Genomic DNA, 17124 nt, shown 5'->3' with positions numbered 1-17124 from the left:
GGTTCGGGGAGGATTGCTCATGAAACTGGCGGGTCGGATCGCGCTTGGCCTGTTGGCCGTGCTGCTCGTGCTCGTGGCCGTCGTGCTGGTGAGAACCTTCACCTACAAGGCGCCGCCGGGTCTGGACGCGTCGGGCGTGAAGGTCGCTCCGCCGGTGGCCGTCGACCTCGATCGCGCCGCCCGCAATCTCAGCGCGGCGATCCAGATCCCGACCGTCCGGCACCAGGATCGCGCCCAGGACCAGCTCGCCGAATGGGACCGGCTCCACGGGTTCCTGCAGACAACCTATCCCGCCGCGCACGCCGCCATGGGCCGCGAGGTGATCGACGCCCAGACCCTGATCTACACCTGGAAGGGAGCCGACCCGGCGCTGCCGCCCATCATCCTGATGGCGCACCAGGACACCGTGCCCGTCACGCCTGGCACCGAGGGCGCCTGGAAGCATCCGCCGTTCTCGGGCGCCATCGCCGACGGGGCGGTATGGGGCCGTGGCTCCATCGACGACAAGGGATCCCTCATCGGCCTCTTCGAGGCCATCGAAACCCTGGCGGCCAGGGGCTTTTCGCCGAGACGGACCGTCATCCTGGTGCTCGGCGGCGACGAAGAGGTGCTGGGCTCGGGCGCCCAGGCCGCCGCCCGCCTCCTGAAGTCCCGCGGCGTGATGGCCGAGTTCGTCCTCGACGAAGGCCTCGTCGTGCTGAAGGACAACCCGATCACCGGCGGCAAGCTGGCCGTCATCGGCACGGCTGAGAAGGGCTACGCCACCCTGAAGGTGACCGCCAATGCGACCGGCGGCCACTCGTCGGCGCCGCCGAAGGACTCCGGCGGAGTCGCGATCCTGGCCAAGGCCGTCACCGCCATCGTGGACGACCAGTTCCCGCTCGCCTTCCGCGGCCCCGGCGCGGAGATGCTGAAGGCCGTCGCCCCCAGCGCCGGCTTCCCGGTCAAGATGGCGGTCGCCAACGAGTGGCTGTTCCGCCCGCTCCTGGTGAGCCAGGTGGGCGCGACGCCGCCCGGCGCCGCCCTGCTGCACACGACCATCGCGCCGACGATGCTGAAGGGCAGTCCGAAGGAGAACGTCCTGCCGCAGGACGCAACGGCCTGGATCAACTACCGCATCGCGCCCGGCGACACGCCGGACAGCGTCATGGCCCGGGCGAGGTCGGCAGTGGGCGACCTGCCGGTGACGCTCGCCTGGAACGGCAGACCGGCCGCGCCCTCGGCCGTCTCTTCGACCAACTCGCGGGGCTGGCGGGCGTTGGCCGCCACGGCCGGCGCAGTGTCGGGCGCACCCGTCGCGCCCAGCCTGGTCACCGCGGCCACCGACAGCCGGTGGCTGCAGCCCGTCGCCCGCGACGTCTATCGCTTCCAGCCGGTCGAGCTGGCCCTGTCGGACGTCCAGCTCATCCACGGCACCAACGAGCACCTGACCCTGCCGAACCTCGAGAAGATGGTGCAGTTCTACGCCCGGCTGATCGCCACGGCGGCGAGCTGAGCCGAAAAAGCCTGTCCCACCGCTTGCCGGAACCCGTCCGGACCAATAACTCGTTGGGAGACAGATTTCGCCGCGGGTGCGAGCGCCCGCCGGCCAGCCAGGAGCCGCCATGCTGAAGTGGACCGCCTACATGGACGAAGACGAGGACGAAAAGGGCCGCCTGCCCGACATGCCGATGACGGCGGGGCCGGTTCAGAACGCTCTCTTCAAGTCCCGCACCGTCCTGGTCTTCGGCGAGATCGACATGCGGCTGGCCGAGCGCGTGACCGCGCAGATCACGGCGCTGGCCTCTGAAAGCGACGCGCCGATCCGGATGATCATCAACTCGCCGGGCGGCCACGTCGAAAGCGGCGACACCATCCACGACATGATCAGCTTCTGCGGCGCGCCGGTGAAGGTGATCGGCACCGGCTGGGTGGCCAGCGCCGGGGCCCACATCTACCTGGGCGCCAGCAAGGAAAACAGGCTCTGCCTGCCGAACACCCGGTTCCTGCTGCACCAGCCGTCCGGCGGCGTGCGCGGCCAGGCCTCGGACATCGAGATTGAGGCCGAGGAGATCATCAAGATGCGCGAACGCGTGAATCGGATGATCGCCCGCGAGACCGGCCAGCCCTATGAGAAGGTCGACAAGGACACGACGCGGAACCTCTGGATGAGCGCCGAGCAGGCCGTCGAGTACGGCATCGTCTCCCGGATCATCACGAACACGTCCGAGGCTTAAGTCGACATGGCGCCGTGGTGGCGGGGGGCGGTCCTCTACCACGTCTATGTCCGCAGCTTCTTCGATAGCGACGGCGACGGGCACGGCGACCTGCGCGGCGTGCTCGCCAAGCTCGACTATATTGAAAGCCTCGGCGTGGACGGCATCTGGCTGTCGCCGATCCACCCGTCGCCGAACCGCGACTGGGGCTACGACATCGCCGACTTCGAGGGCGTGCAGCACGACTACGGCACGCTCGAGGACTTCCAGCGTCTGCTGGACGCCGCCCACCGGCGCGGGCTGAAGGTCGTCCTGGACGAGGTGCTGAGCCATACCTCGGACGAGCATCACTGGTTCGTGGACAGCCTGACCGGCGGCAGCGACGGCGCCAAGGCCGATTGGTATGTCTGGGCCGACCCGAAGGAAGACGGGACCGCACCGAACAACTGGCTCTCGGTCTTCGGCGGTCCGGCCTGGGCCTACCAGCCCAAGCGGCGGCAGCATTACCACCACAAGTTCCTGCGCCAGCAGCCCAAGCTCAACTGGCGAAACCCGGACGCGCGCGAAGCCGCCCTGTCGGTGCTGGACTACTGGCTGGAGAAAGGCGTCGACGGCTTCCGCCTCGACGTCGCCGGGACCTACCTCCACGACGAGACGCTGACCGACAATCCGGCCGTGCCGATGGACGCGCGCACCGGCCTGCACTGGAGCCACGCCGGGAACCTCCAGCAGCACCTGCACGACTCCAACCTGCCCGAGAACGTCGAGATGCTCGATCTCATCCGGCGTCGCGTAGAGGCGCACGGAGACCGGTTCGTGTTCGGCGAGTTCTCGGAGGAGGAGGCCCGCTGCGGCGCCTACTGCAGCCACGAGGACGGCCTGCACAGCGGCTACACCTTCGTCATGCTGCTGGCCCGCAAGCTCGACCCGGCGTTCGTCCGCGAGCACTACCGCACCCTGGCCGACTATCCCGTCCACTGGCCGACCATCAGCTTCTCGAACCACGACGTGCCGCGCACGGCGAGCCGGTTCGGCGACGGATCGCCCGAACTGGCCAAGATGATGTTCGCCCTACTGCTGGCGCTGAAGGGCACGGCCCTAATCTACCAGGGCGAGGAGCTGGGCCTGCCGCAGGCCAGGCTTCGCCGGGACCAGCTGCGCGATCCGGTGGGCGACCTCTACTGGCCGTACGACGGCGGCCGCGACGGCTGCCGAACGCCGATGCCGTGGCAGCCGGGCGAGACCCTGGGCTTCACCACGGGGGAGCCCTGGCTTCCCGCGGCCGACGAACATCGCGGCCTGACCGTCGCCGAGCAGGAGAAGGACGTCGAGTCCACGCTCTGGTTCGCTCGCGCCATGATGGCCTTCCGCAAGTCCAGCGCCGCCATGCGTCTGGGGCAGATCGAGTTCCTGGAGCTGGAAGGGCCGATCCTGGCTTTCGTCCGTAGGCACGGGAGCGAGGCGGTCGCCTGCCTCTTCAATTTCTCGGGCGAGCCGCGGTTCGTGACGGCGCCGCAGCTCGCGGGCGCGAAGCTCGAGGACGTCCGCGCCGGCGACGCCGACCTTCGCGGCGGCTCGATCGGCCTTTCGCCCTACGCCGCGGCGTTCCTCAGACTCGCGTAAGACGCTAGAAGGCCGTCATGGCCGAGGGCGACACCAGGACCGCGAAGGCGCCGACGAACAGGTTCGGCCAGGGCTTCCTCACGGACGTCTGGTACTTCGCCGCACTGTCGTCCGACCTGAAGCCGGGCAAGCTCGCTCGCCACGAGATCCTGGGCGAGCCGGTGCTGCTGGGCCGCGGCCGGACGGGCGAGCTCTTCGCGCTGCGCGACATCTGCCCCCACCGCGCCGCGCCGCTGTCGGCCGGCCGCGTGGTCGCGGACACCGTGGAGTGCCCCTACCACGGCTGGCGCTTTCGGACCGACGGCGCCTGCGCGGCGGTCCCCTCGCTGACCGCCGACCAGCCGATGGACATCAGCCGCATCCGCGTGCGGCGCTATCCCGCCGTCGAGAGCCAAGGCCTGGTGTTCGTCTGGATCGGCTCGGACGCGAACAGCGAGCCGGACCACCCGCCGCCCGTCTTCCCCGGCGTGGTCGGCGGCGCGCCGAAGCTGGTCGACCGCATGGTCTTCGACGCCCACATCGACCACGCCGTCGTGGGCCTGATGGATCCGGCGCACGGTCCCTACGTACACCAGCAATGGTGGTGGCGCTCCAAGCACTCCCAGCACGAGAAGGCCAAGCGTTTCGAGCCGCGCGAAGCCGGCTTCGCCATGGTCCGCCACGAGCCTTCGAAGAACAGCCGCGCCTACGCCGTCCTCGGCGGCCAGCCGCTGACCGAGATCACCTTCCGGCTGCCCGGCCTGCGCTGGGAGCACGTGACCGTCGGCAAGCGCCAGGTGCTGTCCCTGACCTGCCTGACCCCCGTGAACGAACGCCAGACGCGGATCACCCAGATCGTCTGGTCCGACCACCCCGCCTTCCTGCTGCTGAAGCCCTTCATCGCCGCCGGCGCGCGCGCGTTCCTGCGCCAGGACGGCCGGATGGTGGACCTGCAGAACGAGGGCCTGCGCTACGACCCGACGCTCCTGTGGATCGACGACGCCGACAAGCAGGCCAAGTGGTACCAGCAGCTCAAGCGGGAATGGGCGGCAAGCCGCCGCGAGAACCGGTCGTTCCGCAATCCCGTGGAGCCGGCCGTCCTGAAGTGGCGGAGCTGAGCTAGGCCTTCGTCTTCGCAGGCCGCGAGCCCATGAACACCACCCGCGTGCCCTTCTTCACAGCCGAGCCGAGCTGACGGGCGTCCCAATTCGTCAGGCGCACGCAACCGTGGCTCGCGGTCTTGCCGACCAGCTTCGGCTCAGGCGCGCCGTGGATGCCGTAGGTGTCCTTGGTCAGGTCGATCCAGACCGCCCCGACGGGATTGTTCGGACCCGGCTTGATGTCGAGCTTCCCGGCCGACTTATCGCCGAAGTTCAGCTTCTTTGGGTCGTAGTTCCAGTGCGGGTCGTTCGCGACCAGGTTGACCGCCCATTCGCCGTCGGGCGTCGGCATGTCGGACGAGCCGACCGTCGCGGGATAGGAGGCCAACAGGCTGCCGTCTCCGCCATAGGCCCGCACCTGGTTGCGAGCCTTGTCGACCTCGACGAGCGTGACCGGCGCCACGAGCACGTCGGGACCGGGGGCGGCCACGATGATCTTCGTTCCCGCCTTGGCGAAGTCCGCGCCCGGATTGAGCGCGGTGAGCAGCGCCTCGTCCATGTGGAACTTCTCGGCCAGAGCCTCGAGCGGACTGGTGAAGCCTAGCTTCTCCAGCTCGGCCATCTCCTTGTAGTCGGTCGGGATCTTGTCGACGAACGGGCCCGCGACATCGGCCTCGGTGACGACGTAGTCGGTCATCACCGGCTGGTCGTCCTTCACCAGCAAGTTCCAGACCTCCTGGTCCAGCATCCCGTCCTCGGGAAGGTTGCGCGCCCGCTCGAAGGCGGCGACCGCGTTCTTCAGGTTCTCGCCGTCCGTTCCGTCGATCACGCCGGGAGAGAAGTGGGCCCGGTCCAGCAGCACCTGGGCGCGGATGAGCATGCCGCGAAGGGTGTCGGGCGCCATCGGCTGGCCTGCGGCCGCCTGCAGGAACTGGGCCTTGTCGATCGCCTGGGCCACCGGAGACGACGACGGCGTCACCGCCGCCGGCACGTTCAGCGGCGCCGGATTCACGTCGGGCGCGCGCTGACCCTCGGCCTGCCCGCCGCGGTCTCCACAGGCCGCGAGCGACAGCACCGCCGCGCTCGCCATGATGAGCGCCTTCGCCGAATTCATGCTGGACCTCTCCGATGCGCCGCGCGTTTGCTGCGGCGGATGGTGAAGGTACGAGACGCATTCAGGTTCCTGGGCGCCCTGCTGGCGGCCGTTGTCCTGCTGCTCCTGCTGGTGCTGCGGGTCACGAGCTGTTCGCCGGTCCAGAAGGCTCACGCGCCGCCTGGAGAGACTCCGGCCCAGGTGGTCCAGCGAAGGGCCGATCCGCCGGGCTGCAACAGCCCCGGCTGGGGCGAGGCCGCCCAGGCGAACGCCAACACCCTCCGCCAGAAGGTGTGGACTCCCTTCGGCCGGACCGAGGTCGGCTGGGAGACCTATGCGCCGCTGATCCAGCAGGAGGTCGGAACCGCCTGTCCGCCGGACTCCGAGGGCTTCGCCGCCGCCTTCGCCGCCTGGCAGGACCGCAAGGCGCTGCCCAAGGATGGCGTCGTCGACGACGCCGACTTCCAGTTCGTGAAGGCCGAGCTCCAGACGCGCCGCGACGTCGTGAAACTCGCCGCGGACGGGATCTGCCCGGACACTGCCGATGAGATCGCCGCCGCGAGGCCGCACGAAGGCTACATGGGCAAGCAGGTGTGGCTGAGGCCCGGCGCCCTCGCCGCCTACCGCCGCATGATCGCCGAGGCGCGCGCCCAGGTCCCGGAGATCGCCGCCGACCCGCGCAACCTCACCATCTTCTCCGGCTATCGCTCGCCCTCCGCCGACGCCGCCCGGTGCGCGGCCGAAGGCAACTGCGACGGCATAGCCCGCGCCCGCTGCTCGCCGCATCGCACCGGGCTGGCCATGGACGTCTACGTGGGCCAGGCGCCCGGCTATCCGCCCGATTCCTCGGCCGATCCGAACCGGCTGTTCATGACCAAGACGGCGACTTACCGCTGGCTGCTGGCCAACGCCGGCCGCTTCGGCTTCGTGAACTACCCGTTCGAGCCGTGGCATTGGGAGTGGACGGGCGAGAAGCCCTGACGCCTCGCGGGAAACTTGTATTGCACGCGCACAGGTGGCGCCACTAGGCTCGCCGGCATGCCAAGCTTGACCGTGAATGGCGTCGATATCGCCTATGACGACATCCCGCCGCCGGGCTCGCCGCAACGGACGGTGATCCTGCTCCACGGCTACGCCTCGAACCGCAACGAGGGCTGGCGGCGGACGGGCTGGTACGGCGCCTTCGAACGCCGCGGCGCGCGAGTCATCGGTCTCGACCAGCGCGGTCATGGGGAGAGCGCCAAGCCGCGCGATCCGCAAGCCTACGCCCGCGAGACGATAGCTGCCGACGTGCTGGCGCTCGCCGACGCGCTCGGCGTCCAGCGCTTCGATCTGATCGGCTATTCGATGGGTGCGCGGACCGCGCTGCAGGTCGCGCTCGCCGCTCCCGAACGCGTCTCCAAGCTGGTGCTCGGGGGCGTGGGAGGCCGCTTCTTCGAGCCGCGGGTCCCGGCCCAGGCCGAGGCGTTGTCCGAGGCGATGCTGGCCGACGATCCGCAGGCCATTTCCAATCCCCTGCTGCGAAGCTTTCGGCACTTCGCCGATGAGCAGGGGGACGACCGCGCGGCCCTCGCCGCCTTCGCCCGCACCCAGAACCCGGGCTTCGACCGCGACACCCTTGCGGCCCTTCCGATGCCGGTGCTGGTCGTCGCCGGCCAGAGGGACAACACGGCCGGAGATCCGGAGGACCTCGCTCGCGCCTTCCCCCACGGGCGCGGCGTCACCGTGATCGGCTGCGACCACTTCTCGGCCATTCCGCACGCGCTCACCAAGGCCGCAGTGTTCGACTTCCTGGATGGCCTCCTGGACGATCCGTTCCCTGAGTGGTCCTAGCCCGCGAGGTTGTACGCGCCGCCGGCCTCCAGCGCCTTGCGATAGGCTGGCCGAGCCTGGAAGCGCGCGACCCAGGCCATCAGGTTCGGCCGATCCTGCAGCCGGCCGAACGCGCGGGCGACCTCGCCCACGAAGCTCATCTGGATGTCGGCCGCGCTGAACTCGCCCATCAGCCAGTCGCCGCCCGCCAGCGCCTGCTCGATATAGTCGAGGTGGTTGGCGATCTCGCTGTCGATCCGCGGCTGCAACGGCGCGCTCGCGTCGCCGAGGCGGCCGACATAGAGCTGTAGCATCAGCGGCAGCATGGCCGAGCCCTCGGCGTAGTGCAGCCATTGGACATAGGTTTCGTAGGCCTCGCCGCCCGCCGGCGGGGCGAGGCGGCCGCCGCCGGGCCGGCGCACGAGATAGTCGATGATGGCCCCGGATTCATGGATCGTCCGCCCCTCGTCGGTGATCACGGGGCTCTTTCCCAGCGGGTGTACGGCCTTCAGCTCAGGCGGCGCCAACCTCGTAACGGCGTCGCGTTCGTACCGCTTGATCTCATAGGGCAGCCCCAGCTCCTCCAGCAGCCAGAGGATGCGTTGCGAGCGGGAATCGTTGAGGTGGTGGACGACGATCATCGGCGGGGCTCCGTTCCGATTTACGGAGTAAGCCGGGCTCTGCCGCCGCGCAACGGGCTCAGCGGGGGCGGAAGCCGTCGGCGATCAGCCCGATCTGCCGATCCATCACCGCGGTCAGGGCCTTGGCGTCATAGCCCTGGGTGACGACCAGGCGGTAGGTCCAGCCGTACGCCGCCATCAGCAGATCGACGATCTCCTGCAGGTCCGCGTCCTGCAGGACGTCACCCTCCTCCACGCCCTTCGCCAGGCACTCGTGGATGATCTCCTGCAGCCGCGGGGTGCGGCCGTAGGGCTTGGCGCTGGGCGGCAGGGTCCAGTCGTAGGCCGCGGCGATGTGGGAGAGGAAGAGGCGCACGTGTTGCGCCTCGAAGTTGAAGTGGATGGCGAACATGGTCCGCAGGCGATCGGCCGTCGAGCCGCGCATGTGCGGCATGACCCGATCCAGTTCGCCGTAGAGCCCGTCGAGCCGGCTCTGCATCACCTCCGAGAGGATTTCCCCCTTGGAGGCGAAGGTGGTGAAAACACTCCCCACGGCCACCCCGGCGTGACGGGCGATGTCGCGCACCGTCGCACCCTGGTAGCCGTGGGTGTCGAAGAGTTCCCGTGCGGCCGCGAGCACCTTCTGGCGCGTCGCTTCCTTCTGCGACTTCCGCGCAGCGGTCCGCTTCGTGTCGGAAACAACCTCAGCCTTCATGACCCCCCCAGGTCGTTCAGGCTCAGCCGCGCCGGGCGCCGGCCAGCAGGATCCGGATCTGGTCCCGGGCGCGGGCCTGCAGGGCTTCCAGGCTCCAGCCCTCGAAGATCGCCTGCACGAAGTTGGAGAGATAGGCCTCGAACAGCATCTGGCTGCGGAGCTTGGCTTCCGCTTCCTGGCGCAGTTCGCCGCGCTCAACGGCGAGGTTCAGTTGCTCGGTGAAGAGCTCGTGCATGCTGTGCACCGGGCTCAGGCTGCGCAGGGTCGGCCCGCCATCGGTCGTCCACGACACGCCGAAGGCCGCGCGAGCCAGCGGCAGGCGGCTCTTGTAGAAGGAGTAGCCCGCCATGAAGACCTTGAGCAGGACATCCTCGACGCCGCGGCCGCGGCCGGCGGCTTCGCGCATCTGCTCGACGAGGGCCTCGGTGTCCGCCGCCATGATCTCGCGGAACAGGTCGGACTTGTCGGTGAAGTTGGCGAACACCGCGCCGGTCGACATGCCGGCGGCGGCGGCGATGTCACGGATCGTGGCGCCCTCATAGCCTTCTTCGGAGAAGAGCTTGCGGGCGGCGGCCAGCACTTTCGTACGGGTCTGTTGCTTGGCGAGGGCGCGGCGGGTCGGAGCGCGGACCGGGGAGTCGGCGGCGACCTGGTTGGGGGAGATGTGCTTCATCGTTCTCTTACGCTGGCCGGGGAGGACCGGAGGGTTCTTTTCTCGATGAGCGCCCGCTGGAGACGCGCGCTCGGTGAACATGTTCAAATAACTCGTTATATTTCCATGAACTTGATACTTGTCATGGCTTTCTGCAAGCGTGCCCGACGCTGCAGGTTCGTGCGCAACCCTATGTAGAGTTATCATTCGGATGCCCGCCGAATCTCGCGTTCGGTCGGGATCGACGATCGTTGAACATGATCGACGGGCCTCAAGTCAAGTTTGCGAGCGCCCATTCTGGGTTTCCCATGGCCCCGCCGGACCGGGCCGCCTAGATTGCAGGCATGAATCTCGTGAACCTGCTCATCTTCGCCGTGCTGGGCGTCTTGCTGCTGGTGTTGGCCGCGGGCCTCTACGCCCTGTTCCGCGGCGGCGACTTCGGACGCTCGTACTCCAATAAGCTGATGCGCCTGCGGGTGCTGGTCCAGTTCATCGCCATACTGTTGCTGGCCGCCGTCCTGTGGTGGCGCTCGCAGGCCGGCGCGTGATCCGGACATGGTGACGCTCAACCGGATCTATACCCGCACCGGCGACGCCGGGCAGACGCGCCTGGCGAGCGGCCAGTCCGTCAGCAAGTCCGATTTGCGCGTGGAGGCCTACGGCGCCGTCGACGAGACCAACGCATGCCTGGGTCTCGCCCGCGCTCATCCAGTCGACCCCGCGTTCGACGCCATGCTGGCGCGGATTCAGAACGAGCTGTTCGACCTGGGCGCGGACCTCGCCACGCCGCCGAAGCCGGACGAGGCGGAGGGACAGGCGCTCCGGGTGTCGGACGCGCAGGTCGCCCGGCTGGAAGGCGAGATCGACGCCATGAACGAGCGGCTGCCCGCGCTGCAGTCCTTCATCCTCCCGGCCGGCACGCCGGCGGCCGCGGCCCTGCACCTAGCGCGCACCGTCTGCCGCCGCGCCGAGCGCGAAGCTGTCCGGCTGGTGGAAGCCGGCGAGCCGGTCAGCGCGCCGGCCATGCGCTACCTGAACCGGCTGTCCGACCTGCTGTTCGTCGCCGCCCGGTTCGCCAACGACCAGGGACGGGCCGAGGTGTTCTGGCGGTCGGGCGCGACCCGCTAGGGCTGTTTCGAGGCGGGCGCCGCCTGAGGCGCGGGCCGGCCGATCGCGGCCCGGGCGGCGGCCTCGGCCTGTTTGTCCTGGATGGTGCGCCCGGTGATGTCGGAGATCAGCACCGGCTGGGCGCAGACGCGCTCGCCGGGATCCCACCACTTCCTGGCCTCGGCGCACTTCTTGCCGGGAATGGCCCAGCCCATAGTCCAGACCACGACGCCGACGACCGCGAGGCCGAAGACGCCGAGGAAGATCAGCTTGAGGCGCTCGATCGTCGGGTTCATGCCGCCCTTCTAGAAAACTTGCGCGTCGTCGGCTAGCGGCCGGGTCGGACCGAATTGCGGCGCCTGCGAATACGGTTGCCGTTGCGCCGGGTTTGCAAACCTCTCCGGAAGCTTTATTGCCCCGGGCGTCCCATTTCTTCGCAATGCAAATTTGAGGCGCTAGCGACCCATGAAGGTGTTGGTCCCGGTCAAGCGGGTGATCGACTACAACGTCAAGGCTCGGGTGAAAGCCGACCAGACGGGTGTCGACCTCGCGAACGTGAAGATGTCGATGAACCCCTTCGACGAAATCGCCGTCGAAGAGGCTGTCCGGCTCAAGGAAAAGGGCGCCGCCACCGAAGTGGTCGCCGTGTCCGTCGGCCCGACCCAGGCGCAGGAGACCCTCCGGACGGCGCTCGCCATGGGCGCGGACCGGGCGATCCTCGTCCAGTCCGATCAGGACCTCGAGCCGCTGGCCGTCGCCAAGGTGCTGAAGGCGCTGATCGCCGAGGAGAACCCGGAACTGGTGGTCATGGGCAAGCAGGCCATCGACGGCGACAACGCCGCCACGGGCCAGATGCTCGCCGCCATCCTGGACTGGCCGCAGGCGACCTTCGCCAGCGCCGTCGAGATCGCCGGCGGCTCGGCGAAGGTGACGCGTGAGGTCGACGGCGGGCTGCAGACGATCGAGGTCACGCTGCCTGCCATCGTGACCGCCGACCTGCGCCTCAACGAGCCGCGGTACGCCTCGCTGCCGAACATCATGAAGGCGAAGAAGAAGCCGCTCGACGTGAAGGAGCTCGGCTCGCTGGGCGTCGACACCGCGCCGCGCCTGAAGGTCGTGAAGGTCACCGAGCCGCCGAAGCGCGCCGGCGGCATCAAGGTGGAAACCGCCGCCGACCTCGTCATGAAGCTGAAGAACGAAGCGGGGGTCCTCTAATGGCCGTTCTCGTCATCGCCGACCACGACAACCAGACCCTGAAGGACGCCACCCACAAGACGGTCACCGCGGCGCAGAAGCTGTCGGGCGACGTCGACGTCCTGGTCGCCGGCACGAACACCGGCGCCATCGCCGCGGAAGCCGCCAAGATCGCCGGCGTCCGCAAGGTGCTGGCCGCCGAGAGCGCCGAGCTGGGCCAGGGCCTCGCCGAAGCCTTCGAAGCCCTCGTCGTTCCGCTGGCCGCCAACTACGACGCCGTGCTGACGCCTGCGACCTCGCAAGGCAAGAACATCAGCCCGCGCATCGCCGCCAAGCTGGACGTGGCGCAGATCTCGGACGTCATCGACATCGTCGACGCCTCGACCTTCGTGCGGCCGATCTACGCCGGCAACGCGCTCGAGACCGTGCAGTCGTCCGACGCCAAAAAGGTCGTCACCGTCCGTCCCACCGTCTTCAAGGCGGCGGCGGAAGGCGGCTCGGCTTCGGTCGAAACCATCTCGGCCCCGGCCGCTCCGGCCAAGACGAAGTTCATCGGCCAGGAGATCGTCAAGTCGGCTCGTCCCGACCTCGGCGGCGCGAAGATCGTGGTCTCGGGCGGTCGCGCCCTCGGCTCGGCCGAGGAGTTCCAGAAGGTGATCGAACCGCTCGCCGACAAGCTGGGCGCCGCCGTGGGCGCCAGCCGCGCTGCGGTGGACGCGGGTTACGCTCCGAACGACTACCAGGTCGGCCAGACGGGCAAGGTGGTCGCCCCTGAACTGTACGTGGCGGTCGGCATCTCCGGCGCCATCCAGCACTTGGCCGGCATGAAGGATTCGAAGGTGATCGTCGCGATCAACAAGGATCCGGACGCGCCGATCTTCCAGGTGGCCGACTACGGCCTGGTCGCCGACTACAAGTCGGCGGTGCCGGAGCTCATGGACGAACTGTCGAAGGTCGGCAAATAAGCCGACCTAGGCGTTCCAACGGTCGGAAAGGGCGGCTCCACGCGGGGCCGCCCTTTTCATTTGTCCCCACGGCGTCTGCGAGCCCGCGACGATCGACGGCGTCCCTCAGCCCCGGATCGCGGCCGCTGGATAGGCGGACAGCGCGACATGGCTCTGGTCGAGGTAGGCCTGCAGGCTGCGCGAGATGGTGGCGGCGCCCGCCAGGCTCAGGAAGAGGCCGCTCGCGACGGCCATGGCGATGATGTCCCGCATTGATCCGCTCCTTCAGCTCGCCGGCGTTCCGGCGTCGTGCTTCTGCGCTGGAGGTGGGATCGGCGCCCTGCTTCCGCGAACGATAGTTTTTGCCGAAGGTTGTTACCTCGCCTAACATCCGGAGATGGTTCGGTTGCCGCCCTTCTTCGCCCTTCGCGCCCTGGAGGCAGCGGCCCGGCACAAGAGCTACAGCCGTGCGGCCCAGGAGCTTTCGGTCACCCACGGCGCCGTCAGCCAGCAGATCCGCAAGCTCGAAGATGAGCTCGGCGCGCGGCTGTTCGAACGACGCGGCAACGCCATGATCCCGACCGCGGAAGCCGAGCGGCTGGCGGGCGAGGTGGGTCGCGCCCACGACATCCTGAAGAACGCCGTCGCCAGCTTCGCCAAGGCGGCCGAGCGCGACCCCCTGGTGGTCAGCCTGGATCCCCAGTTCGCCAACCGCTGGCTGCCCAGCCGGCTGCCCGGACTGCTCGGCGACCCCGCCGGCGCGAACCTGGAGCTGCGGGTTGACTCGCGTCTCGCCGATTTCGTCACCGACGGCATGGACATGGGCCTGCGCTACGGCGCCGGGAACTGGCCCGGTCTGGAGAAGGTGCGCCTCTTCCGCGAAAGCCTGCTGCCGGTCTGCAGCCCCGGGCTGCTCGAACGGCATCCTCTCTTCGCCCCGCAGGACCTCCTCACCGCGCCGCTCCTCCACCACAGCCACCGGCCTTGGAGCCTCTGGTTCAGCCACTTCGGCCTCGAGCCGCCGCAGCAGCAGGGAATGATCTTCGAGGACTCCGTCATGCTGCTGGAGGCCGCGGCGCAGGGGCTGGGCGTCGCCCTCGCCCGCTCGGGCCTGATCGAGCAGGACCTGCGCTCGGGGCGGCTGGTGCGCCCCTTCGAGCTGGACGTCGCGTCCGACCTCGGATTCTGGGCGGTCTGGCGTGCGGACAGCCGAAAGTTGCGGCGGATACACGCCCTGCGGGATTGGCTGATCGAAGCCGCCCGCGGAACCGAGGGATCCGAGGCCACCGAAGACGCCTGACGTGGCGTAACCGGTGCTGCGGCGCAGCAAAACCCTTGCCGCACTGCGCTCAAGCCATGTTAGAAAGCCGTCACAAAGATCGGGCGCGCTCCGCAAGACCGCCGTATCGAGGCTTAGGCTGAATGGTTCAGATCAGGTCGGTCGGCGTTATCGGCGCCGGTCAGATGGGTTCCGGCATCGCGCATGTTTGCGCGCTGGGCGGCTATGACGTCCTGCTCCACGATGTGAGCGAGGATCGGGTGAAGCAGGGCCTCTCGACGATCGAGAAGAACCTGACCCGGCAGGTCTCCCGAGGCATCATCGAGCCGGCTGCGATGGAAGCGGCGATGGGCCGGATCAAGGCCGCGCCCGAGCTGCAGTCGATCGGTCGCGCCGACCTCGCCATCGAGGCCGCGACCGAAGACGAAGAGGTCAAGAAGGCCATCTTCAAGGCGCTCTCGCCCCACCTGGCGGCGAACACCATCCTGGCCTCCAACACCTCGTCGATCTCGATCACGCGGCTGGCGTCCACCACCGATCGGCCCGAGCGGTTCATCGGCCTGCACTTCATGAACCCTGTGCCGCTGATGAACCTCGTGGAGATCATCCGCGGGATCGCCACCGATGCGGAGACCTACGAGACGGCGGTCAACTTCGCCAAGTCGCTCGGCAAGACCACGTCCAACGCCGAGGACTTCCCGGCCTTCATCGTCAACCGGATTCTGGTGCCGATGATCAACGAGGCGATCTACACCCTCTATGAGGGCGTGGGCACCGTCGACGCCATCGATACGGCCATGAAGCTGGGCGCCAACCACCCTATGGGTCCGCTGGAGCTCGGCGACTTCATCGGCCTCGATACCGTCCTGTCGATCATGAACGTGCTCTACGAGGGACTGTCGGACTCCAAGTACCGGCCGTGCCCGCTGCTCGTGAAGTACGTCGAAGCGGGCTGGCTGGGCCGCAAGACCGGCCGCGGCTTCTACGATTATCGCGGCGAAAAGCCCGTCCCAACCCGCTGACGCCAGGAATTTTGCCGACAGCTGTCGGCCTGGGGCATGCTCGTCCGTCCTGAGACCGGATGAGGTACGCCCCCATGCTCTACGCCCTGCTGTGCTACAACGCCGAGGACGTCGTGTTCTCCTGGACGAAGGAGGAGGACGACGCCGTCATGGGTCGGCTGCAGGTGGTCCACGACAAGCTGGAGAAGGCCGGCAAGCTCGGCCCGTCGCTTCGGCTGCTGCCCACCACCGCCGCCACGACGGTGCGCAAGAGCGATCCGCCGATGGTGATCGACGGCCCGTTCGCCGAGACCAAGGAGCAGCTCCTCGGCTTCTACGTCATCGACTGCGAAAACCTGGACGAGGCGCTCGAGATCGCCCGCGACCTTGGGCGCGCCAATCCGGGCGGCGCCTACGAGATCCGTCCCATCCGCCTGTTCGTGCCCGGCGGGCTGGACGCCTCCGCCGTCGACAAGGTGAGCGCGTAGCGCCGTGACCGACCTCGCCTGGATCAACGCGGCGATCACGGCGGCCCGGCCCCAGGCCGTCGGCGCCCTGCTGCGCTACTTCCGGGACCTCGACACCGCCGAGGAGGCGTTCCAGGACGCCTGCCTGCGGGCCATGAAGAACTGGCCCAAGAACGGACCGCCGCGCGATCCCGCGGCGTGGCTGATCATGGTCGGTCGCAACGCCGCCCTCGACGGCGTGCGCCGGCGGTCTAGGCAAACCGAACTGCCGTCCGAAGAGGTGCTGTCCGATCTGGACGACGTCGAGGAGCGGGCCGTCGATCAGATCGACCACGCCGACTACCGCGACGACGTCCTGCGGCTGCTGTTCATCTGTTGCCACCCCGACCTGCCGCCCACCCAGCAGATCGCGCTCGCCTTGCGCATCGTCTCGGGCCTTTCCGTGAAGCAGATCGCCCGCGCCTTCCTGGTGACGGAGGCCGCCATGGAGCAGCGGATCACCCGGGCCAAGCGCCAGGTCGGAGCGGCCGGCGTGGCGTTCGGCACGCCCGACGCCGCAGAGCGAGCCCAGCGCGTCGCCGCGGTGCTGGCCATGCTCTACCTCGTGTTCAACGAGGGCTATTCCGCGGGTGACAACCCCGCCCGCGCCGAGCTGTGCGGGGAGGCGATCCGGCTCACCCGACTGCTGCTGCGCCTTTACCAGACCGAGCCCGAGGTGATGGGCCTGCTGGCCCTGATGCTGATCCAGCACGCCCGCAGTCCGGCGCGCTTCGATGCCGACGGCCACATCATCCTGTTGGAAGACCAGGACCGCGGCCTGTGGGACCGCAAGGCCATCGCCGAAGGCCTTGCGTTGATCGACAAGGCGATGCGCCATCGGCGGCCGGGCGCCTATCAGGTGCAGGCTGCGATCGCCGCGCTGCACGTTCGGGCGCGCTCTCCCGCCGACACCGATTGGGCGCAGATCGACCGCCTCTACGCCACCTTGGAACGCCTGACGCCGTCCCCGGTGGTGACGCTCAATCGCGCTGTGGCGGTCAGCAAGGTCGAGGGGCCGGAAGCGGCGCTCGCGATGGTCGAGCCGCTCGCCGACCGGCTCGCCGGCTATTTCCACTTCCACGGCCTGCGAGGCGCGCTGTTCCTCGAACTCGGCCGCAGCCACGAGGCCCGGGAGGCGTTCAACCGCGCTATTTCCCTCGCCAACACTGCCGCCGAGGCCGCCCACATCCGCCAGCACCTCGACCGCCTGATGGCCGAGCACGCCCCGCCTGCGGACCAGTCCGGCGCCGCCTGACACCGAAAAAATGCACGGGTGCTGTCGGGAGGGCTTGGTCCCGTTCGTC

General features: G+C 68.7%; 20 protein-coding genes. 14 read left to right on the top strand and 6 right to left on the bottom strand.

Annotation, left to right across the window (positions count from 1 at the left end; genetic code table 11):
- The first annotated feature begins 19 nt into the window (after positions 1-19).
- From ACO2Q0_RS10350 to ACO2Q0_RS10335, 4 genes are all read left to right on the top strand, one after another.
- Entirely contained in the window at positions 20-1495 is a 1476-nt protein-coding gene (locus tag ACO2Q0_RS10350; RefSeq protein WP_423351408.1) for a M20 family peptidase, read from the top strand.
- 109 nt (positions 1496-1604) lie between these two features.
- Complete coding sequence (locus tag ACO2Q0_RS10345; protein WP_423351407.1) at positions 1605-2216, top strand: ATP-dependent Clp protease proteolytic subunit; 612 nt, start codon at positions 1605-1607, stop codon at positions 2214-2216.
- A 6-nt stretch (positions 2217-2222) separates the two neighbouring features.
- Positions 2223-3818 carry an alpha-glucosidase gene (locus ACO2Q0_RS10340; RefSeq protein WP_423351406.1) on the top strand — a complete coding sequence of 532 codons (1596 nt, stop codon included), beginning with the start codon at positions 2223-2225 and terminating at the stop codon, positions 3816-3818.
- Between the two features lie 17 nt (positions 3819-3835).
- Entirely contained in the window at positions 3836-4915 is a 1080-nt protein-coding gene (locus ACO2Q0_RS10335; protein WP_423351405.1) for a Rieske 2Fe-2S domain-containing protein, read from the top strand.
- Between the two features lies 1 nt (position 4916).
- Here the strand turns inward: ACO2Q0_RS10335 and ACO2Q0_RS10330 are convergent, their stop codons facing one another.
- Positions 4917-6011, bottom strand: coding sequence for a L,D-transpeptidase family protein (locus ACO2Q0_RS10330; protein WP_423351404.1), 1095 nt, complete (start codon positions 6009-6011; stop codon positions 4917-4919).
- A gap of 39 nt (positions 6012-6050) precedes the next feature.
- On the opposite strand from ACO2Q0_RS10330, the gene ACO2Q0_RS10325 reads away from it, so the two are divergent.
- Together ACO2Q0_RS10325 and ACO2Q0_RS10320 are read left to right on the top strand one after the other, a co-directional pair.
- Entirely contained in the window at positions 6051-6971 is a 921-nt protein-coding gene (locus tag ACO2Q0_RS10325; RefSeq protein ID WP_423351403.1) for a D-alanyl-D-alanine carboxypeptidase family protein, read from the top strand.
- Positions 6972-7028: 57 nt separating this feature from the next.
- Positions 7029-7823, top strand: coding sequence for an alpha/beta fold hydrolase (locus ACO2Q0_RS10320; RefSeq protein ID WP_423351402.1), 795 nt, complete (start codon positions 7029-7031; stop codon positions 7821-7823).
- Here ACO2Q0_RS10320 and ACO2Q0_RS10315 read toward each other — a convergent pair.
- The 3 genes from ACO2Q0_RS10315 to ACO2Q0_RS10305 are packed head-to-tail and all read right to left on the bottom strand — an operon-like array spanning position 7820 to position 9810.
- Positions 7820-8443, bottom strand: a complete 624-nt coding sequence (locus ACO2Q0_RS10315; RefSeq protein WP_423351401.1) for a glutathione S-transferase family protein — start codon at positions 8441-8443, stop codon at positions 7820-7822. The two genes, ACO2Q0_RS10320 and ACO2Q0_RS10315, sit on opposite strands and share 4 nt — an antisense overlap.
- Before the next feature lie 58 nt (positions 8444-8501).
- Positions 8502-9137, bottom strand: a complete 636-nt coding sequence (locus ACO2Q0_RS10310; RefSeq protein ID WP_423351400.1) for a TetR/AcrR family transcriptional regulator — start codon at positions 9135-9137, stop codon at positions 8502-8504.
- 22 nt (positions 9138-9159) lie between these two features.
- Entirely contained in the window at positions 9160-9810 is a 651-nt protein-coding gene (locus tag ACO2Q0_RS10305; RefSeq protein ID WP_423351399.1) for a TetR/AcrR family transcriptional regulator, read from the bottom strand.
- A 323-nt stretch (positions 9811-10133) separates the two neighbouring features.
- Between ACO2Q0_RS10305 and ACO2Q0_RS10300 the strand changes: the two genes are divergently transcribed.
- Together ACO2Q0_RS10300 and ACO2Q0_RS10295 are read left to right on the top strand one after the other, a co-directional pair.
- Entirely contained in the window at positions 10134-10337 is a 204-nt protein-coding gene (locus tag ACO2Q0_RS10300; protein WP_423351398.1) for a twin transmembrane helix small protein, read from the top strand.
- A 7-nt stretch (positions 10338-10344) separates the two neighbouring features.
- Complete coding sequence (locus tag ACO2Q0_RS10295) at positions 10345-10917, top strand: cob(I)yrinic acid a,c-diamide adenosyltransferase (RefSeq protein WP_423351397.1); 573 nt, start codon at positions 10345-10347, stop codon at positions 10915-10917.
- Here ACO2Q0_RS10295 and ACO2Q0_RS10290 read toward each other — a convergent pair.
- The gene (locus ACO2Q0_RS10290; RefSeq protein WP_423351396.1) at positions 10914-11192 is read right to left on the bottom strand and encodes a hypothetical protein; all 279 of its coding nucleotides are present in this window, start codon (positions 11190-11192) and stop codon (positions 10914-10916) included. The genes ACO2Q0_RS10295 and ACO2Q0_RS10290 overlap by 4 nt on opposite strands.
- Before the next feature lie 169 nt (positions 11193-11361).
- On the opposite strand from ACO2Q0_RS10290, the gene ACO2Q0_RS10285 reads away from it, so the two are divergent.
- Positions 11362-12111 carry an electron transfer flavoprotein subunit beta/FixA family protein gene (locus ACO2Q0_RS10285; protein ID WP_423351395.1) on the top strand — a complete coding sequence of 250 codons (750 nt, stop codon included), beginning with the start codon at positions 11362-11364 and terminating at the stop codon, positions 12109-12111.
- A complete protein-coding gene (locus ACO2Q0_RS10280; RefSeq protein WP_423351394.1) occupies positions 12111-13055 on the top strand; it encodes an electron transfer flavoprotein subunit alpha/FixB family protein in 945 nt (314 codons plus the stop codon). The genes ACO2Q0_RS10285 and ACO2Q0_RS10280 overlap by 1 nt, the downstream gene beginning before the upstream one ends.
- A gap of 105 nt (positions 13056-13160) precedes the next feature.
- Here ACO2Q0_RS10280 and ACO2Q0_RS10275 read toward each other — a convergent pair whose 3' ends face one another.
- Entirely contained in the window at positions 13161-13307 is a 147-nt protein-coding gene (locus ACO2Q0_RS10275) for a hypothetical protein (RefSeq protein ID WP_423351393.1), read from the bottom strand.
- A 124-nt stretch (positions 13308-13431) separates the two neighbouring features.
- Here ACO2Q0_RS10275 and ACO2Q0_RS10270 point away from each other — a divergent pair, with 124 nt between their 5' ends.
- The 4 genes from ACO2Q0_RS10270 to ACO2Q0_RS10255 all read left to right on the top strand — a co-directional run bounded on the left by ACO2Q0_RS10270 (position 13432) and on the right by ACO2Q0_RS10255 (position 17075).
- Positions 13432-14334 carry a LysR substrate-binding domain-containing protein gene (locus tag ACO2Q0_RS10270; RefSeq protein ID WP_423351392.1) on the top strand — a complete coding sequence of 301 codons (903 nt, stop codon included), beginning with the start codon at positions 13432-13434 and terminating at the stop codon, positions 14332-14334.
- Positions 14335-14456: 122 nt separating this feature from the next.
- Positions 14457-15335, top strand: coding sequence for a 3-hydroxybutyryl-CoA dehydrogenase (locus ACO2Q0_RS10265; protein WP_423351391.1), 879 nt, complete (start codon positions 14457-14459; stop codon positions 15333-15335).
- A gap of 74 nt (positions 15336-15409) precedes the next feature.
- Positions 15410-15802, top strand: coding sequence for a YciI family protein (locus ACO2Q0_RS10260; protein WP_423351600.1), 393 nt, complete (start codon positions 15410-15412; stop codon positions 15800-15802).
- Between the two features lie 4 nt (positions 15803-15806).
- Positions 15807-17075: an RNA polymerase sigma factor gene (locus ACO2Q0_RS10255; RefSeq protein ID WP_423351390.1), complete on the top strand. Its 1269-nt coding sequence runs from the start codon at positions 15807-15809 to the stop codon at positions 17073-17075.
- Positions 17076-17124: the final 49 nt, after the last annotated feature.

Source organism: Phenylobacterium sp. VNQ135, assembly GCF_049445735.1.
Taxonomy (GTDB): Bacteria; Pseudomonadota; Alphaproteobacteria; order Caulobacterales; family Caulobacteraceae; genus Phenylobacterium.
Note: the sequence above shows the minus strand (reverse complement) of the source record. Positions and strands in the feature narration are given on the sequence as shown.

Coding starts and splice junctions, on each gene's coding strand:
- ACO2Q0_RS10350 (WP_423351408.1), top strand. CDS start 20: ATGAAACTGGCGGGTCGGATCGCGCTTGGCCTGTTGGCCGTGCTGCTC.
- ACO2Q0_RS10345 (WP_423351407.1), top strand. CDS start 1,605: ATGCTGAAGTGGACCGCCTACATGGACGAAGACGAGGACGAAAAGGGC.
- ACO2Q0_RS10340 (WP_423351406.1), top strand. CDS start 2,223: ATGGCGCCGTGGTGGCGGGGGGCGGTCCTCTACCACGTCTATGTCCGC.
- ACO2Q0_RS10335 (WP_423351405.1), top strand. CDS start 3,836: ATGGCCGAGGGCGACACCAGGACCGCGAAGGCGCCGACGAACAGGTTC.
- ACO2Q0_RS10330 (WP_423351404.1), bottom strand. CDS start 6,011: ATGAATTCGGCGAAGGCGCTCATCATGGCGAGCGCGGCGGTGCTGTCG.
- ACO2Q0_RS10325 (WP_423351403.1), top strand. CDS start 6,051: ATGGTGAAGGTACGAGACGCATTCAGGTTCCTGGGCGCCCTGCTGGCG.
- ACO2Q0_RS10320 (WP_423351402.1), top strand. CDS start 7,029: ATGCCAAGCTTGACCGTGAATGGCGTCGATATCGCCTATGACGACATC.
- ACO2Q0_RS10315 (WP_423351401.1), bottom strand. CDS start 8,443: ATGATCGTCGTCCACCACCTCAACGATTCCCGCTCGCAACGCATCCTC.
- ACO2Q0_RS10310 (WP_423351400.1), bottom strand. CDS start 9,137: ATGAAGGCTGAGGTTGTTTCCGACACGAAGCGGACCGCTGCGCGGAAG.
- ACO2Q0_RS10305 (WP_423351399.1), bottom strand. CDS start 9,810: ATGAAGCACATCTCCCCCAACCAGGTCGCCGCCGACTCCCCGGTCCGC.
- ACO2Q0_RS10300 (WP_423351398.1), top strand. CDS start 10,134: ATGAATCTCGTGAACCTGCTCATCTTCGCCGTGCTGGGCGTCTTGCTG.
- ACO2Q0_RS10295 (WP_423351397.1), top strand. CDS start 10,345: ATGGTGACGCTCAACCGGATCTATACCCGCACCGGCGACGCCGGGCAG.
- ACO2Q0_RS10290 (WP_423351396.1), bottom strand. CDS start 11,192: ATGAACCCGACGATCGAGCGCCTCAAGCTGATCTTCCTCGGCGTCTTC.
- ACO2Q0_RS10285 (WP_423351395.1), top strand. CDS start 11,362: ATGAAGGTGTTGGTCCCGGTCAAGCGGGTGATCGACTACAACGTCAAG.
- ACO2Q0_RS10280 (WP_423351394.1), top strand. CDS start 12,111: ATGGCCGTTCTCGTCATCGCCGACCACGACAACCAGACCCTGAAGGAC.
- ACO2Q0_RS10275 (WP_423351393.1), bottom strand. CDS start 13,307: ATGCGGGACATCATCGCCATGGCCGTCGCGAGCGGCCTCTTCCTGAGC.
- ACO2Q0_RS10270 (WP_423351392.1), top strand. CDS start 13,432: ATGGTTCGGTTGCCGCCCTTCTTCGCCCTTCGCGCCCTGGAGGCAGCG.
- ACO2Q0_RS10265 (WP_423351391.1), top strand. CDS start 14,457: ATGGTTCAGATCAGGTCGGTCGGCGTTATCGGCGCCGGTCAGATGGGT.
- ACO2Q0_RS10260 (WP_423351600.1), top strand. CDS start 15,410: ATGCTCTACGCCCTGCTGTGCTACAACGCCGAGGACGTCGTGTTCTCC.